General features: G+C 36.0%; 23 protein-coding genes. 9 read left to right on the top strand and 14 right to left on the bottom strand.

Annotation, left to right across the window (positions count from 1 at the left end; all coding sequences use genetic code 11):
* Positions 1–23: 23 nt before the first annotated feature.
* Positions 24–611 carry an SCO family protein gene (locus LRP81_RS06270; RefSeq protein ID WP_230500411.1) on the bottom strand — a complete coding sequence of 196 codons (588 nt, stop codon included), beginning with the start codon at positions 609–611 and terminating at the stop codon, positions 24–26.
* A gap of 171 nt (positions 612–782) precedes the next feature.
* Here LRP81_RS06270 and LRP81_RS06265 point away from each other — a divergent pair, with 171 nt between their 5' ends.
* From LRP81_RS06265 to LRP81_RS06250, 4 genes are all read left to right on the top strand, one after another.
* Complete coding sequence (locus tag LRP81_RS06265) at positions 783–1,508, top strand: alpha/beta hydrolase (protein ID WP_230500410.1); 726 nt, start codon at positions 783–785, stop codon at positions 1,506–1,508.
* Between the two features lie 115 nt (positions 1,509–1,623).
* Positions 1,624–2,145 carry a YjcG family protein gene (locus LRP81_RS06260; protein ID WP_230500409.1) on the top strand — a complete coding sequence of 174 codons (522 nt, stop codon included), beginning with the start codon at positions 1,624–1,626 and terminating at the stop codon, positions 2,143–2,145.
* A gap of 4 nt (positions 2,146–2,149) precedes the next feature.
* The gene (locus LRP81_RS06255) at positions 2,150–2,575 is read left to right on the top strand and encodes a GNAT family N-acetyltransferase (protein WP_230500596.1); all 426 of its coding nucleotides are present in this window, start codon (positions 2,150–2,152) and stop codon (positions 2,573–2,575) included.
* A 115-nt stretch (positions 2,576–2,690) separates the two neighbouring features.
* Positions 2,691–3,404: a DUF421 domain-containing protein gene (locus tag LRP81_RS06250; protein WP_230500408.1), complete on the top strand. Its 714-nt coding sequence runs from the start codon at positions 2,691–2,693 to the stop codon at positions 3,402–3,404.
* Positions 3,405–3,750: 346 nt separating this feature from the next.
* Here LRP81_RS06250 and LRP81_RS06245 read toward each other — a convergent pair whose 3' ends face one another.
* Complete coding sequence (locus tag LRP81_RS06245) at positions 3,751–4,014, bottom strand: hypothetical protein (protein WP_230500407.1); 264 nt, start codon at positions 4,012–4,014, stop codon at positions 3,751–3,753.
* A gap of 135 nt (positions 4,015–4,149) precedes the next feature.
* On the opposite strand from LRP81_RS06245, the gene LRP81_RS06240 reads away from it, so the two are divergent.
* The 3 genes from LRP81_RS06240 (at position 4,150) to LRP81_RS06230 (ending at position 7,299) form a co-directional block, all read left to right on the top strand.
* On the top strand, positions 4,150–6,447 hold the full coding sequence (locus tag LRP81_RS06240) for an ATP-dependent helicase (RefSeq protein ID WP_230500406.1): 2,298 nt from the start codon (positions 4,150–4,152) through the stop codon (positions 6,445–6,447).
* A gap of 149 nt (positions 6,448–6,596) precedes the next feature.
* Positions 6,597–6,788, top strand: coding sequence for a sporulation histidine kinase inhibitor Sda (sda, locus tag LRP81_RS06235; protein WP_230500405.1), 192 nt, complete (start codon positions 6,597–6,599; stop codon positions 6,786–6,788).
* A 49-nt stretch (positions 6,789–6,837) separates the two neighbouring features.
* On the top strand, positions 6,838–7,299 hold the full coding sequence (locus LRP81_RS06230) for a hypothetical protein (protein WP_230500404.1): 462 nt from the start codon (positions 6,838–6,840) through the stop codon (positions 7,297–7,299).
* A gap of 44 nt (positions 7,300–7,343) precedes the next feature.
* Here LRP81_RS06230 and LRP81_RS06225 read toward each other — a convergent pair whose 3' ends face one another.
* Positions 7,344–7,604, bottom strand: coding sequence for a stage VI sporulation protein F (locus LRP81_RS06225; protein WP_230500403.1), 261 nt, complete (start codon positions 7,602–7,604; stop codon positions 7,344–7,346).
* Positions 7,605–7,636: 32 nt separating this feature from the next.
* Between LRP81_RS06225 and LRP81_RS06220 the strand changes: the two genes are divergently transcribed.
* Positions 7,637–7,831: a hypothetical protein gene (locus LRP81_RS06220; RefSeq protein WP_230500402.1), complete on the top strand. Its 195-nt coding sequence runs from the start codon at positions 7,637–7,639 to the stop codon at positions 7,829–7,831.
* Between the two features lie 61 nt (positions 7,832–7,892).
* Here LRP81_RS06220 and LRP81_RS06215 read toward each other — a convergent pair whose 3' ends face one another.
* The 11 genes from LRP81_RS06215 to LRP81_RS06165 form a co-directional block, all read right to left on the bottom strand.
* Positions 7,893–8,033, bottom strand: coding sequence for a YjcZ family sporulation protein (locus LRP81_RS06215; RefSeq protein ID WP_230500401.1), 141 nt, complete (start codon positions 8,031–8,033; stop codon positions 7,893–7,895).
* A 177-nt stretch (positions 8,034–8,210) separates the two neighbouring features.
* Entirely contained in the window at positions 8,211–8,444 is a 234-nt protein-coding gene (locus LRP81_RS06210) for a hypothetical protein (RefSeq protein WP_230500400.1), read from the bottom strand.
* A 46-nt stretch (positions 8,445–8,490) separates the two neighbouring features.
* Positions 8,491–9,351 carry a DUF421 domain-containing protein gene (locus LRP81_RS06205; RefSeq protein ID WP_230500399.1) on the bottom strand — a complete coding sequence of 287 codons (861 nt, stop codon included), beginning with the start codon at positions 9,349–9,351 and terminating at the stop codon, positions 8,491–8,493.
* Between the two features lie 33 nt (positions 9,352–9,384).
* Entirely contained in the window at positions 9,385–9,546 is a 162-nt protein-coding gene (locus LRP81_RS06200) for a DUF1657 domain-containing protein (protein ID WP_230500398.1), read from the bottom strand.
* Positions 9,547–9,568: 22 nt separating this feature from the next.
* Positions 9,569–9,925 carry a stage V sporulation protein AE gene (gene spoVAE / locus LRP81_RS06195; protein WP_230500397.1) on the bottom strand — a complete coding sequence of 119 codons (357 nt, stop codon included), beginning with the start codon at positions 9,923–9,925 and terminating at the stop codon, positions 9,569–9,571.
* 5 nt (positions 9,926–9,930) lie between these two features.
* A complete protein-coding gene (gene spoVAD, locus LRP81_RS06190; RefSeq protein WP_230500396.1) occupies positions 9,931–10,938 on the bottom strand; it encodes a stage V sporulation protein AD in 1,008 nt (335 codons plus the stop codon).
* The gene (gene spoVAC, locus LRP81_RS06185) at positions 10,938–11,414 is read right to left on the bottom strand and encodes a stage V sporulation protein AC (RefSeq protein WP_230500395.1); all 477 of its coding nucleotides are present in this window, start codon (positions 11,412–11,414) and stop codon (positions 10,938–10,940) included. Before spoVAC ends, spoVAD begins: the two co-directional genes overlap by 1 nt.
* 12 nt (positions 11,415–11,426) lie before the next feature.
* On the bottom strand, positions 11,427–11,879 hold the full coding sequence (locus LRP81_RS06180) for a YhcN/YlaJ family sporulation lipoprotein (RefSeq protein WP_230500394.1): 453 nt from the start codon (positions 11,877–11,879) through the stop codon (positions 11,427–11,429).
* A gap of 236 nt (positions 11,880–12,115) precedes the next feature.
* Entirely contained in the window at positions 12,116–12,469 is a 354-nt protein-coding gene (locus LRP81_RS06175; protein ID WP_230500393.1) for a DUF1360 domain-containing protein, read from the bottom strand.
* A gap of 45 nt (positions 12,470–12,514) precedes the next feature.
* Positions 12,515–12,664 (bottom strand): hypothetical protein, encoded by a 150-nt coding sequence (locus tag LRP81_RS06170; RefSeq protein WP_230500392.1) that lies wholly within the window; start codon positions 12,662–12,664, stop codon positions 12,515–12,517.
* Between the two features lie 92 nt (positions 12,665–12,756).
* A complete protein-coding gene (locus tag LRP81_RS06165) occupies positions 12,757–13,938 on the bottom strand; it encodes a coiled-coil domain-containing protein (protein ID WP_230500391.1) in 1,182 nt (393 codons plus the stop codon).
* A 176-nt stretch (positions 13,939–14,114) separates the two neighbouring features.
* On the opposite strand from LRP81_RS06165, the gene LRP81_RS06160 reads away from it, so the two are divergent.
* Positions 14,115–14,846 carry a BMQ_0737 family morphogenetic spore coat protein gene (locus LRP81_RS06160; RefSeq protein ID WP_230500390.1) on the top strand — a complete coding sequence of 244 codons (732 nt, stop codon included), beginning with the start codon at positions 14,115–14,117 and terminating at the stop codon, positions 14,844–14,846.
* The last annotated feature ends 527 nt before the right edge of the window (positions 14,847–15,373 follow it).

Genomic DNA, 15,373 nt, shown 5'->3' with positions numbered 1-15,373 from the left:
TAGCCGACTGTAATACTCCTTAGTTAATCCACTACTTTCTTAATATCCTTAATAACGTCCGCATAAGGTACGTCAAGACCGCTGTAACCTTCCCTAACATATCCTTCTTTATCAATTAGAAAAAACTTGGTGCTATGCATGAATTGATCTGTTCCTTCTTCCTCTGCAGCCGGAACCATAAAAGAGACGTTCGCAAATCGTTCAATAGTCTCGGGGGCATATCCAGTAACAAAAGTCCAAGTAGAATAATCGGGTTGATAAAGCTCCGCATATTCCTTCATTACAGCAGGTGTATCATTAGTGGGATCAATACTAAATGATACAATCGGTATCTCCACTCCAGCTTCTTTCATTTCTCGTTGCATTTTTGCCATATTAGCCGTCATAGGTGGACATACCGTATTACAGTTTGTAAAAATAAAATTTGCTAGCCAGTATTCCCCATTCTGATCTGAAGTTGAAAAAGGCTGCTCATCCTGATTTACTGCTTCTAGTTCCCCTACTTCCAATTTCATTGAGAATTCATTATCAAGGTTTACTTCTTTATCCGCACATCCTGATAGGATAAGGACAGCTATAATAGTAAAAATTAATATCAAATATTTGTTCATTTCTCCATACCTCCAAAACTACAAAAAAACTGTCGAGACTATTATAGCTTGACCCACTTACAAAATGCTAGCAAACGACTTTACGTTCTACACTTGAGGACAAATATGATATGATAAACGATAAAGCGCTTACTAGAAATGATATGGACATCAGTGGGAGGTTTAAAGAATATGGCAAAAAAATTTGGGCGAACAGAGGAGTTTTCGCTGTTTAGCAACGAGCTCAAAGAAGAGATGATATTGCTGGTATATACACCAGCAAACTATTCTCCTTTATATAAATATAACATTCTTATTGCACAAGATGGAAAAGACTATTTTACTCTAGGACGTATTGGCAGTACGGCAGATAGACTTCTTAAAGAAAACAAAATGCAAAACACTATTATAGTAGGTATTCCTTATAAAGATGTTAAAGACCGTTGGAATAAATATCATCCAGACGGCGAAAAAAATAGTGCTTACATCCGCTTCTTGGCACATGAGCTTGTCCCTTATTTAGATGAGAAATACCCTTCTTATCAAATGGGTATGGGGCGTGCATTAATTGGTGATTCTTTAGCAGGTACAGTGTCGTTGGTGGCGGCACTATCTTATCCTCATACTTTCGGAAAGGTTATTATGCAATCACCTTATGTAGACGAAAAAGTGATGAAAACCGTTACTGAATTTGAGCAACCATCCCTACTTAGTCTATACCATGTAATAGGTACTAAGGAAACTGAGGTTCCTACTACAAATGGCGAGAAGAAGAACTTTATCGAACCAAATAGAGCATTACATACTTTAATGAAAGACAAAAGCTATTCGGTTTATTACGAAGAATTTGAAGGTACTCATACATGGACATATTGGCAACCTGATTTAAAAAAGGCTTTGTCTACCATGTTAAAATAGGTATGAATAATCTTTTCTATTCTTTTGAAATAAATTACGTTAAAATATGAATAACCACTTTACAAGGATTAATATTGCCTTGTTGATTATCAACAGTTAACAGGAGGGATATTGGATGAAATACGGAATCGCTATTTTTCCAACAAAAAAACTTCAAGATCTGGCAAATTCATTTCGCAAACGCTATGACACACATTATGCATTGATTCCACCTCATGTAACATTGAAAAATGCGTTTGAGATTGATGAAAATGACATGAAATCTGTAACAGATGAACTTGCAGCAATTGCAAAAGAAACTGCCCCTATCCCTTTAAATATTTATAAGGTCAGCTCTTTTGCGCCAGTAAATAATGTTATTTACTTGAAAGTAGACCCAAATGATGAGCTACTTGAACTTCACGAAAAACTGCATTCTGGTACTGGATACTTCCAAGATAACCGGGAATACGCTTTTGTTCCTCACATAACAATTGGTCAGAAATTATCTGACGATGAACATTCAGACGTATTGGGAACTTTAAAAATGACAAACATTGAGCATGAGGAAACAATCGACAGATTCCACCTACTTTACCAATTAGAAGATGGTATGTGGACGGTTTACGAAACATTTCGCTGTGGAAAGGATTGCTGAAACATTGCATGTACAAGTAGTTAATTCAGAAAAAGAGCTTCAAGATGCATATACTGTAAGAAAAGTCGTATTTGTTGATGAGCAGCAGGTACCTTTAGAAGAAGAAATTGATCAGTACGAAACGGAAGCAACTCACTTTGTATTGTACGACAGTGATACAGCTGTAGGTGCTGGGCGCTTTCGCATTGTAGAAGGCATCGGGAAAGTAGAGCGTATTTGTGTACTTCCTTCCCACCGCTCAACAAAGGGATCTGGAAGGTTAATAATGGAAACTATAGAAGAGTATGCACAAATGAAAGAAATCCATGTTTTAAAACTTAACGCACAAACACATGCGGAACCTTTTTATGCTAAACTAGGCTATGAAACTGTATCTGGAACCTTTTTAGATGCTGGCATCCCACATGTGACTATGACTAAAAACATTTAAAGAGGATGACTCTCTTGCAGGTAGAACTGCTGGGAGCATCCTCTTTTTTTCATATTATTTGTATTCTTAGCAAATACTAGCACTATGGACAAATGTAAAGGATGACGAAAACGATATGTTAATGGATTTCACTAGAATTTCGGTAGAATTAGTCATTGGATTTTTTTCCTTGTTTATTATAACGCAATTACTTGGGAAAACCCAGATTACACAAATTACACCTTTCGATTTTATTTCTGCACTTGTACTAGGAGAATTGGTAGGAAACGCGCTTTATGATAATGAGATTGGCGTTGAGAAAATAATTTATTCTTTGGCACTCTGGGGCCTTCTAATTTACCTTTTAGAAAGAATCACTCAAAAATGGAGAAAAACTAGAGGATTTTTGGAAGGAAGACCTTCTATTGTGATCCATAAAAGTGTCATCAACAAAAAGGAATTAAAAAAAGCAAAACTAGACATTGATCAATTAAGACATCTTTTACGATCTAAGGGGGTTTTTTCCTTAAGGGAAATAGAGTATGCCCTTTTAGAAACAGATGGCACTGTTAGTGTTATGAAAAAACATCCTTATGACGCACCTACTAATCAGGAAAGTAATATCCCACCACAAAATGTAACATTACCAGTACCGATTATTTCTGATGGGGAAATCTTAACTGAGAATCTGGATGAGTATAACCTCAGTGAACAGTGGCTACTAAATGAACTAAAAAAAACAGGTCACCGAACTCCCAAGAATATCATTTATGCAGAATGGGAAGAAGGAAAACCTATCTTTTTTATGCCTTTTTCAGAAGAAGATCGAAAAATTAATTTATCTAAATAAACACTCCATTGCACCACATAGTCCTTAATCAGGTTGTTGAGATGACATGGTCAATTCTAAAAAGCATAAAGGAAAACACGTATTTTATTGAGTTACGAGTTACTTCACGTGAATACCTATTTATTTTTTAACATTTGAAAAAGTCTTAATGTTAGCTTCCGTGTCCAAGGACTGAACCTTGCATGGAAGCATTTTTATTTTCACCAATGATTCAGCTTCAAAATAAAAAGGTGTTTATGGAAAACCTATTTACCAAAAATAGTATCTGCGGGCAACAAGATCTTCTTTTTCATAACAATGTATGGTTGACAGCACTTCCATATGGTCAACGGAAATAAGCTCTCCTCTATATAAATTCATTAATAAACAATCCTTTTCCAGTTATAGTAGCCATCAGTTTTTCGTTTATGGAATTGGTAGATTTATTTTTTTTATTGGTAAATGATGTATGTTTAATGTTCTGATGGACTTCCTGCCAAGCTAAGTGAGAATCAATCTTGTAAAAAGTTGATTGTCTTACTGGTTCAAGCTTTATTCGTTGTTTTTCGAGAACTGTTCTATTCGCATATTGATTATACGTATCCATCTGTACCGGCAACATGTATCCCATCCTGTTCTCCTCCTTCATCTCTCCTATTTATTTTTCCCGCAATTGGCAAAACATAAACTTTCTCGGCATTCATGTTTTCACATTATATTATGTGGTACGATGTAGAAGATTGACTTGTAAAAGGAGTCTATACATATGAAGTCTGCAGTTTGGAACAATCGAAAGATACATATTGATAATATGGCAAGAGAACTTTACCAAGAGGTTTTTGATGCTGGTATAAATAACAAGCTCTCTTGTCCGATATGTGGAGAGAATGTTAAGTTATACCTTGGATTACAACAAGATCCTCATTTTTATCATGTAGATAAGAGCATTTATCACAAGGAACAAAAGGAGGTATTTGCTGAAAATGGCACTCCACCTACTGAAACAGATTACATAGAAAGAAACGGTTTTCGTTATCCAAAAGGGAAAAAGATTATTGCCGAAAATAACCACCCAATAAATAAATGGAAACCACCAACAGCATTATCTCGACTTCCAATTTTCATGAAAGAACATTCTAATGAAACTTTTAATAATATAAATGTGTTTTTCGATAGGTTAGTTAAAAAGAAGATCATTCTCGATCCTGCTCAGCAAAAGGCCGTATCTACAGTAGAAGGCCCACTATTAGTTTTAGCTGGTGCTGGCAGTGGGAAGACTAGAGTGTTGACAACTCGTGTGGCATACATGGTGCAAGAGTGTAAAATTGATCCAAAATCCATCATGCTTATTACCTTCACAGCAAAGGCTGCAAATGAAATGAAGGAAAGGTTGCGACTTTATGATGAACCTGGTTCGCACACCTTTGCTAATTTGCTCTCAGGTACGTTTCATAGCATCTTTTACCGGATTCTTCAACATCATCAACCTAGCAAATGGAATGGAGATAATCTAATCAAATGGGATTGGCAAAAAGAACAATTTCTTAAGCAAACAGGCCGCAGCATCGGTCTAGACGAAAAGGATTTCCCATTTGACCAAGCCATTCAAATGATAGGGTTTTGGAAGAATAATATGGTAAAGCCAAACATGGTACAAGCTTCAACCAAATTAGAAGAACAGTTTGTGACTTTATATCAAAGCTATGAAACATGGAAGAATGAGAAAGATATGTTCGATTTTGATGATATGTTGCTCGGATGTTATGAGCTTCTTTCGGAAAACCCTGCACTTCTTAGCAAATATCAAGACCGGTTTCAATACTATTTAATCGATGAGTTTCAAGATATAAATAAACTCCAATTTGAAACAATGAAGTTATTGGTAAAAAAGAATGGTAATATCTGTGTTGTCGGGGATGATGATCAATCCATCTACGCCTTTCGTGGCAGCAGCCCAGATTACATAATGAACTTCCAACAGGATTTTTCCACTGCTTCAATTGTAACCTTATCGGAAAATTACCGCTCCACTCACGGAGTAGTAGCAGCTGCCAATCAAGTAATCGCCAAAAATAATAGCCGGCGCATAAAAAAAATGGTCGCACAACGGGACAATAAACAACTGCCGCTCCTTTTCTATCCGTATGATGAGGAAGAAGAAGCAACGATTATTGTTCAGGATTTAAAGCAAAAATTAGAAGACGGCATAAGCAAGCCTAGCGACTTTGCTATTTTGTACCGTACTCATAGTGCAGCTCGTGCCATTTTTGAACGACTCTCTCAATCAGGCTTACCCTTCAAGCTCGATCAAGACTATGAAAGCTTTTATAAAAGAAGAGTAGTGAAAGCGGTACTAGGATTCATGCGTTTAGGTATTGATGATAACAATGTATATGCTTTAAGTGATATTTTCCCAGCTCTTTTTTTGAAACAATCTAATCTTCAGGATGCCAAGGCAATCAGTATTCTGCAAGATTGCAGCTTAATTGAATCATTAGGAAAGCTTACAAATGTCCAACCTTTTCAAGTAAAAAAAATTAAGCGAATCCTTCCTTTATTCAAGGCAATAAATAAAGTTACCCCTTCTGTCGCGATAGAAATAATTGAGAAAGACATGGGGTTTGATGACTATATCAAGAAACGCGGGAATGAGGGAAATATTCTTGAAAAAGGATCAGATGATATTCGTGACCTTAAAGTAGTTGCTCGAAAGTTCAAATCTATTACAGAATTTCTTATTCATGTAGACGATATGATTGCTAAAAGTGATGAAATGAAAAAGCTCAGCAAACAATATTCAAATGCCATTCATCTTTCAACTATCCATCGATCCAAAGGTTTGGAATATCAAAATGTCTATGTACTATGTACTGTGGATGGAAGTTTGCCACATGATTTTTCCTTGGAGTCCTATCGCAGCGGAGAAATGGAAGCATTGGAAGAAGAACGCAGACTGCTGTATGTGGCCATGACGAGAGCCAAAGAAACTCTACACTTATCTATCCCAGAAACAAGGCGTGGAAAAAAAGCTTATATGAGTAGATTTATTAAAGATATTCTATAAATTAGACTGTAAATCCTCTATTCCAGAGCGATTTACAGTTTTTTTTCGAATTTTTATAAAAAAATAAATTTCTAGGTAAAAAGTATGTTTGATTTTATATTATTTGGGTATGTACCCCATATATAGGATGAAAGAAAGGGGTATTTTTAGTGAAGTCTTTGCTCCCAGTTTCCTCAGGTTCCATCAGTCAACTTTCAGATGATTCTTTACAATTTGCATACAAACATGCCATTCTTAATAATCTTGATGAACATTTTATTTGCCTTTTAGAAAAAGTGATTACTAGCAGAGGAATTTATGTACCTTCCAAACAACAAAAAAAGCTAAACATCCCAAGTTAATAAATGATACTATTATATATAGAAAGAAAAGTATCAAGGAGGATTTTGGATGACAAGTACCATTTTAGAGAATGAGCAATTTATCTTTCATCGTACAACTGCAATTAATTTATTTAATCAAGTTTGGGATTTGATGGAAAAAACAAACCGAAATACTGAAGAGGATTTCCAAATGATACATAAAGCTCACGCTTCTCGTTTTCACTGGGGAGAAGTTGGAGAGCCTGTAAACATTTCAAGGGGAGAATGGCAAGTATCAAGGGCTTATGCTGTTCTAAAGCGTCCGGAACCCTCCCTTTTTCATGCAAAGAGAAACTTAGAAATCTGCTTAACACATAACATCCATGATTTTGATTTAGCATTCGCATATGAAGCTCTTGCTCGTGCCTACAGTCTTGCAGGAGAGATGGAAAAAAAAGAAACATATGTAACTCTTGCCAAAGAAGCTTGTGACCATATTGAAAAAGACACCGATAGAAATATAGTCCTTAATGATTTAGCAACTATATAAAAACATCTGCCTTTATGTTTTTGGCAGATGTTTTTATTGTTATTTTACTTTTTCTTCTCATTCAACATTTTGGATATAGTACCCATATCAACCGGCTTATTGCCGCTAATCAATGTATGGACAATTTTATCTTCTAATTCTTTCGGTACTTTTTTATTTGCAAGCGTTGCAACTCGTGTTACCAGGCCTCTTATCGTTTGCTCATCTTTGAAATTTGCATTCTGCATAGAGTTGGCTAACTCAAATACATCTTTCATACTGACACCAGTTTTCTTCTCTATGCCTTTAAAAAGATTATTTTCCACACAACAACCTCCTCTCGGATATATCTCATTGTATGAATAATAACTATGAGATGTTACTTATTAGAAAAGCGGCAGCGCCTTGGTCAGCCCCGACAAGCATAAGACGAGGCGGCAAGAAGGTTGCTCTTTACCTTCTGGACGAATTGGCTTATGACCTCGAGGGGCTAGGTGCTGGAGCTAGACAATCAGAAAAGCGGCAGCGCCTTGGTCAGCTCCGACAAGCATAAGACGAGGCGGCACAAAAAAAGCACGGGTACTCCCGCACTTTTCCCTATTACCACCTAATTATTAATAGAATTTAGATGCACCAACGATAATTAAAAGAATGAATAGTACTACGATTAACACGAATGTGCCACCATAGCCTCCGCCATAGCCTCCACCGTAGCCGTACGCACCACCTACGGGATAGCCTCCATAGTAACCCATAACCTTGCACCTCCTTAATGAAGTTTCCCTATTACTATATGTATTAATTAAAAAACTGTTTGGGCATTTTATTTACTATGTGTGCAAATATTAATAAATTTCTACTGGTCATTTCGGTGAATAAGTGTAGAATAACTTCTTACCATATAAAAAGCAAAGGGGCTGCCCCTTCACTTTTCATTCCTCTTCATTATCATCTTTACTTGTATTTGAATTACCTTCCACCCATTTTTCCAGGTTTACCATATATTTTTTCATCCTAGCCTCAATATCTAAAAGATGTTGATATCCTTCTTCAGTAGTTTTTATATTTGCTTTTGCCTGTTTATCCAATTCACTTAAATTTCCATTCATATTCCAACGTTCAAATAGAAACTTCAGTTGCTCCTCCCCAAAATCAAACTTACTCATTTTCTTCACCTCGTACTATCTTATGTAAAGAGAAGTAGATGGAAGCTTAATCTTTCAACAATGGGCGGAGACGATTTTTAATTACCTCAATATTTTCTGATGTAGTCTGGTACAGTATTCTAGAATTATTAGACAAAGAGGTTATAGCCAAAAGCCCGAAATCCGTCACACATTTTTCCAGAGTTATAAACGTTAACTGCTTCTCTTTATTTTGAGGCTTTTCCAATGAATCATTAATAAGATCTAACTTCATTTCTCCATAAGAGTCTACTTGCGCTAGAAAGACATCGTGGAGTTGGAGATTTCTTTTCTCCAATTCGGCTTCTAACCACCTCCTGTTCATTCCTATTTGCCCTAATGGTTCATCCAGTATTTCCCCATCCATAATAACTGTCTTAGGTTCCTTTACATTCGGTACATTGGGGTAAAGATCACCATAGGTTGCTGGTTGCTTTTCCTTTTTTAACATTACACTTAAATCTCCGTTAGACTCTAAAGCCGAAAATTCAATATCGTCCACTGAAAAAATATTTTTTTTGCGTATTTGTTCTAAAAATTCATCTATTGTATATTTTTCTTTGCGGAGATTTTTTTCTAATATCTTTCCATCTCTGACAAAAATAGTAGCATTTCCATCTATAAAGTCCCTAAACCTTTTGCTCTTTATCGCGATTCTTGATGTCACTAATGGAAATAACGACCAAATGAGAATACTTGTCACGCCATTCTTTATATGTAAGTCAGGATCCATTGACAAAGTACCTGCAATGTCCCCAATTGTAATTCCAACGATATACTCAAAAAAAGACAGCTTAGACAGCTGCTTTTTCCCTAGTAATTTTGTGATTATAAATAAACCAATTATTATTGAAAATGATCTAATTGCTATTTCTAACCATTGGGGCAAAGAAAACACCTCCCTTTTAAACTTCGACCTCTTTTACATCTGGTTCAATTTTTTATCAATGTTTTCTAGAATTTCATCAATCTTCATCATTGATTCGTGATAAGCTGTTTTAGCTCCTGGTTCCGTTGTTTCCATTGCATAGACATGCAAATTGTTACGGACCATTTTTAGACTAGCGCGGTTATATGTTAACAATAATTTTTCATCCATCCATTTTTTATCCCTTCGGCTTGAAAATTAATGCTCCAATGAACCCAAATACTATAGCAGCAGAAATTCCAGAACTAGTAACTTGGAACATTCCCGTTAACACACCAACTAATCCATGTTTTTGAGCTTCTTCCAAAGCTCCATGAACAAGTGAGTTACCAAAACTTGTAATCGGCACCGTTGCACCAGCTCCAGCAAAGGCTATCAATGGTTCGTAAAGGCCCAAACCATCCATTATAGCTCCCAGCACAACGAGTAGACTTAATGTATGTGCCGGAGTCAACTTAAAAACATCAAACATGATTTGTCCGAAGACACAAATCAACCCTCCTACAACAAATGCCCAAAAAAATGTGATTAACATTCGTTTCACCCCTCCATTTCTATCGAAACTGCATGTGCTGTACATGGAATCGATTCTTTTTGTTGATAGGAAACCGGTGATAGAAGTGCCCCTGTTGCAATGACAAGGATTCTTTTATAGCTGCCTTTTTTCATCTCGTTTAATAGATGTCCATATAACACTGTAGCAGAGCAGCCTGCTCCACTTGCCCCTGCTAATACAGGCTGACTTTTATCATATATCAACAAACCGCAATCTTTATATTGATCTTGCTCTATCGCTAATCCCTTTTCCTGTAATAAATCAAATGAGACTTGTCTTCCAATTTCCCCAAGATCACCCGTAACGATTAAATCATAGTAAGAAGGGTCCCGGCCAGTGTCTTTAAAGTGAGCAACTATGGTATCAACTGCAGCTGGAGCCATCGCACCGCCCATATTGAAAGGGTCTTTTAGGCCCATATTAATTACTTTTCCAATAGTAGCAGACGTCACTTTAGGTCCAACACCAGTCTTACTAATTAATCCAACACCAGCTCCTGTTACTGTCCATTGTGCAGTTGGAGGTTTTTGTCCTCCATATTCTGTCGGATAACGAAACTGTTTCTCTACAGCAGTATTATGACTAGAAGCACCAGTTAAGCAATAGGTAGCTCCACCGTAGTTAACGATAAAACTTGCCAGCGCTAACCCTTCCATGGAAGTCGAGCATGCACCAAAAACACCTAAATAAGGAAGTTCCAGCATTTCCGCTGCAAAATTAGTCGGTGTCATTTGATTTATTAAATCACCAGCTAACATAAACTGCACTTGTGACAAATCCACGTTCGCTTTTTTAACAGCGGTCTGACATGCTTCTTCTAATAAAACACGATGGGCTTTTTCGTAGCTATCCTGTTCTAGCCATAAATCATTATGGAGTAGGTCAAAATCACTTGCTAACAAACCTTTTGCTTCAAAAGGTCCCCCAATCGCTGCACCTGAGAGAATAACTGGCTTGTTTGCAAAAACCCATGATTGCTTTCCCTGTAGCATCAGAATCCTCCTATCGAAATTATTATTATTTTAACTAGTGCCACTACGAAAGCAGAAAACACACCGAAGAGTATGACTGATCCAGCCAGTTTGAACATATTGGAACCTACACCAAGAACAAAACCTTCTGTTTTATGTTCAATACATGCTGCGATAACTGCATTGCCAAAACCAGTTACAGGCACTGCACTCCCGGCTCCGGCAAACTGTGCAATTCGGTCATACACTCCAAAACCAGTCAGCAGCATAGCAATGAATATCATCGTAGCAACCGTCGGATTACCCGCTGTAACTTCAGTAAAATTAAAGAAATATATATACATTAATTGAATAACTTGACCAACGATACAGAATACTCCTCCCACTAAAAAAGCAATAATACAATTTTTCCAAACCGGCCTTTTCAGTTCCCGTTTCTGTTCAAATTGTTTGTATTGTTGTTGCTCTGGTGTCAACTGATTATCCTTTCCACTCATCTCTGTCAGCTCCTATATCTTTTCCTCACGTAACGTTTTCATTTTTTCAATACGCTTTTCCACTTCTTTTTTTGATAAGTTTTTTTGTTCCATATCACGTCTGAGCCTATCAATTTCTAAACGAATTTTCATATCATGAGAAACAACAATCGTTTCTTCTGGGAACTCTTTTTCAAGTGCTTTTTTCACCTTTTTTTCTATTTTCTCGGTGAAAAACTTCTGGTATTGTTTAACTTCAAATGCAACAACAAGTTCATCCTTGGTATCAAATGCAACCGCACCTTTTATCTCTTCAAAATCCTTAGCTATTTCTTCTGCATGCTTCTCTTTTTCTGATTTCTCCTCTTTAGCATTGGATGTACGCATTACTGTATCTTGGAAACGGTCTTTCACCTCACCATTCCCACATGCACTTACAATAGTGAAACAAAGAACTACTATTACTAGACGTGCTAACCTGTTCATATCTTCACCCCTTTTTTGCAAACATCTCTATAAGTTAATATTCATTACAATGATGTAAATTATGTATTTATGTAACACAAAAAAAGCCCACTCAAATAAGAGGACTTTCAAATTTGACTATTATTTGTATTCTTCATTTTGGAATTATTAAATTTACATTACATGCCCCGTACATTACGTCTATTAAGAGCTCGTGCTTTGCAAACAACTTGATGCTGGCAGCAAATGAGCGGACACTACTCTATTATTTTTGTGACCGCGCTCTCTAAGATTCCAGCAATTCCGGCAGCAGCAAAAATGATTAAAACAGGCTGGCCGATCAATGGAAAATAATTCACAAGGAAAAAAAGGCATGTTGTCGCCCATACTCCTGTACACCAATAACAGCTGAGTAATTCTCCAAACCATCGACGTAATCCCTTTCCCTTAATAACAATGTATTCCTCCACTTCTCCTTTCTCATTTATTTCTTCTATTTCATCCAAAAAAGATTTTCGAATGATACGAGCGATTTTGTCGTATACAAGTAAACGAGTAAGTCGAAAGCTAGCAAGTCCGAGAAGAAGAAACCAAAACCAGCTGTCCATCATAATAACACCCCTTTCATATGATGATATGTTAGGGGAGTGGTATTATTATTCTTCTGTAATTATTTTTTTCTTTTTCCCGCAATTGCACCCTGAGGATTTTTTCTTCTTGTTGGTGGTGGATGAATGGGAAGATGTAATGATATGCATTTGTTCTTTGGTAGGTTTATTGGAATTGGAATAGTAATAGTAATTCATGCGTAACCTCCATATGTTCATAGTATAGATAGTAATATCCTATGCATACCGCACGAAAAGGTTTTCCGCGTATATCACCAAGCTAGTTATAGTTATGTGTTTTTTTTCACATTATTGTAAAACCATGATTGCATTCTTTCATTTTTCGGGGGAGTTACATTCTCTTCTTCATCCATTCCTGATACAACGGTTGATTCGTGTATCACACGTTTACTTTTTTGCTCTAATTCTCTTATATACTTAGTTAAATTTTCTACATCGTTGTTCAATAATGCGTTTTCATCTTTTGCAATCTTTGTTTCTGCTTTTAAAGCTTCCAATTCTTTTTTATATGTCTCATTTTCCTTTTGAAGTGTTTCATTTATTTCTGTAATTTGCTGATATCCATATTGTTCATTACTTGTTTCCTCAATTTTCTCAATTAATGCTTTTACGGTTTCTTTCACCATATCGTATTCCTTTTCAAGATCCTGATTAATCTCTGTCTGTATAACCAACTCTTTTAAAACCCTGTTGTGTTCATTTTTTTCTTGGATAAGTTTTTTCTTTAGACTATCCTTCTCATCAAGTGCTTTATGTTGAAGATCTCTTCCCACTTCGCATTGTTTCTTTAATGCACTTACTTCTCCGCTAATTGTTAATAGCTTAGCTTGATGTTCTTCCTTTAATCTTGTGATTTCTTTTTTATATGTCTCATTTTCCTTTTGAAGTGTTTCATTTATTTCTGTAATTTGCTGATATCCATATTGTTCATTACTTGTTTCCTCAATTTTCTCAATTAATGCTTTTACGGTTTCTTTCACCATGTCGTATTCCTTTTCAAGATCCTGATTAATCTCTGTCTGTATAGCCAACTCTTTTAAAACCCGGTCGTGTTTATTTTTTTCTTGGCTAAGTTTTTTCTTTAGACTATCTTTTTCATCAAGTGCTTTTTGGTGAAGATCTCTTTCTTCTTCACATTGTTTCTTTAATGCACTTACTTCTCCGCTAATTGTTAATAGCTTAGCTTGATGTTCTTCCTTTAATCTTGTGATTTCTTTTTTATATTGAATTTTATCTTGTACAAGTGACTTATTCTTTCCTTCTATAATAATACACTGTTCTTCAAGATCTAAAATTTTGGATTCGAACTCAGCTCTTTCCATTTCGACCTTCTTTATGAAGTCTTTACTTTTTAATTTATCCATATCCGCTTTAAGTCGTTTAACTTCTGAACCAAGGTGAATAATTTTCTGTTGTAGCATTATTTTGTCATTATAACTGGTGTATTTCATGCTAACCCCTCCCTTTTACTCTCCTCTCTTACTAATAATCATTTTCTTATGGATTATGACTAAAACTGATAAATAATAAATTTAGGTAATTGTCTCAGCACACTTACCCTACAAATTCATACTATACAGTAGTCCCGTAACCCAAATGGGTAATAAAAGTATAGGAGGAGTTTTTAGTGAGTCATAAAGAAACTGAAAGAGTCTGTATAAAGACTCGCAAAGTTTACGACTGGGTTACTCGCCAAGTAGATGTTAGTTTAAAACCTATTTGTAAGAATGACCTTAATGGACTTTTTGCTTGTGATCTGGACCATGACGAAGATGATAACATCGCAGATATTTTATGTGATAAGAAATTAGGTCCATTATCAGTGAAATGCTTCTTATCTGATGAGCATGGACATAAGGTAGATACACTTGCACACCACCACCATCGGCATCATAAAGGGTTAGTTTGTAAAGAAATTGAGCAAGCAGGTGGACGACCAGATGTAGAAGTAGAAATTGAGGGGAATGATGTTCTACTACAACGTGTCAAAGTACTCATTAAAGGATTCATTACTGTTCACATTGTAGATGATAGAGGTCATGTAGTTTGCTGTTCTGCTCCAATTCCATTTGCAACCGTTCAAACATTCTTGCTTTGCGCACCTGAAGGAACAGAGCTTGACTGCCATATAACATTCTTTGATTGTGATGCAAATCTAATTGCAACACCTGATCTTTCCCAGCTGGATATAAATCTAATTTTATGCTTGGATATTCAAATGGAAGCTGATGTTAAGCTAGAGATCGAAGCAAGAATTTGTAGACCACGTGAGGAAATCATCGAAGGACTTTTATGTCCTACTAAAGAATTCCCACCACAATGTCCTGAAATTTTCCCAGCACATAATAAAAGACGATAAATTCATTTACCTTATTAATAGGTCTTTCCCTTATAACAACCATCCGTGTTCAGATCATACAGACCTGGGCTTCGATGGTTGTTTTCATCATTTATATCATTTTTCACAATGGCTCTTAATTCTGGCCCCAAGAAGTCGATTTTTTTTCATTTGCAAATTGCTTGTAAACTTGACCTTACATTAAACTTATTGCAGAAAAAGAGCTGATGAATAATGATTATTACGAGTTTCATCTAAATGTCGTAAATACAAAATAATGCGAATACATGCATTACATAATTTATTCTTTATAAGACCTGCGGTAATATGTCAACTGAAAAATAAAAGAATATGAAGTTATCAAAGGTCAATTTGCTTAAAAAAGACATCACGAAACTAATCCAGCAACTAGATGTCATTTACTGGAATTTTAATTAAGGATAGCGATGACGTTTCTTACGTCATTCTTTCACGCCCCTTTCAGGCGTAAAGAGTTGGTGACTACGTAGTAGCGCATCCACCAATCGCACAAGTTTTCTTGCGGTTAG

It is taken from the genome of Sutcliffiella rhizosphaerae, from assembly GCF_917563925.1.
GTDB classification, from domain to species: Bacteria; Bacillota; Bacilli; order Bacillales; family Bacillaceae_I; genus Sutcliffiella_A; species Sutcliffiella_A rhizosphaerae.
Note: the sequence above shows the minus strand (reverse complement) of the source record. Positions and strands in the feature narration are given on the sequence as shown.

Coding starts and splice junctions, on each gene's coding strand:
- LRP81_RS06270 (WP_230500411.1), bottom strand. CDS start 611: ATGAACAAATATTTGATATTAATTTTTACTATTATAGCTGTCCTTATC.
- LRP81_RS06265 (WP_230500410.1), top strand. CDS start 783: ATGGCAAAAAAATTTGGGCGAACAGAGGAGTTTTCGCTGTTTAGCAAC.
- LRP81_RS06260 (WP_230500409.1), top strand. CDS start 1,624: ATGAAATACGGAATCGCTATTTTTCCAACAAAAAAACTTCAAGATCTG.
- LRP81_RS06250 (WP_230500408.1), top strand. CDS start 2,691: ATGTTAATGGATTTCACTAGAATTTCGGTAGAATTAGTCATTGGATTT.
- LRP81_RS06245 (WP_230500407.1), bottom strand. CDS start 4,014: ATGGGATACATGTTGCCGGTACAGATGGATACGTATAATCAATATGCG.
- LRP81_RS06240 (WP_230500406.1), top strand. CDS start 4,150: ATGAAGTCTGCAGTTTGGAACAATCGAAAGATACATATTGATAATATG.
- LRP81_RS06230 (WP_230500404.1), top strand. CDS start 6,838: ATGACAAGTACCATTTTAGAGAATGAGCAATTTATCTTTCATCGTACA.
- LRP81_RS06220 (WP_230500402.1), top strand. CDS start 7,637: ATGAATAATAACTATGAGATGTTACTTATTAGAAAAGCGGCAGCGCCT.
- LRP81_RS06215 (WP_230500401.1), bottom strand. CDS start 8,033: ATGGGTTACTATGGAGGCTATCCCGTAGGTGGTGCGTACGGCTACGGT.
- LRP81_RS06210 (WP_230500400.1), bottom strand. CDS start 8,444: ATGAGTAAGTTTGATTTTGGGGAGGAGCAACTGAAGTTTCTATTTGAA.
- spoVAE (WP_230500397.1), bottom strand. CDS start 9,925: ATGTTAATCACATTTTTTTGGGCATTTGTTGTAGGAGGGTTGATTTGT.
- spoVAD (WP_230500396.1), bottom strand. CDS start 10,938: ATGCTACAGGGAAAGCAATCATGGGTTTTTGCAAACAAGCCAGTTATT.
- spoVAC (WP_230500395.1), bottom strand. CDS start 11,414: ATGAGTGGAAAGGATAATCAGTTGACACCAGAGCAACAACAATACAAA.
- LRP81_RS06180 (WP_230500394.1), bottom strand. CDS start 11,879: ATGAACAGGTTAGCACGTCTAGTAATAGTAGTTCTTTGTTTCACTATT.
- LRP81_RS06175 (WP_230500393.1), bottom strand. CDS start 12,469: ATGATGGACAGCTGGTTTTGGTTTCTTCTTCTCGGACTTGCTAGCTTT.
- LRP81_RS06170 (WP_230500392.1), bottom strand. CDS start 12,664: ATGAATTACTATTACTATTCCAATTCCAATAAACCTACCAAAGAACAA.
- LRP81_RS06165 (WP_230500391.1), bottom strand. CDS start 13,938: ATGAAATACACCAGTTATAATGACAAAATAATGCTACAACAGAAAATT.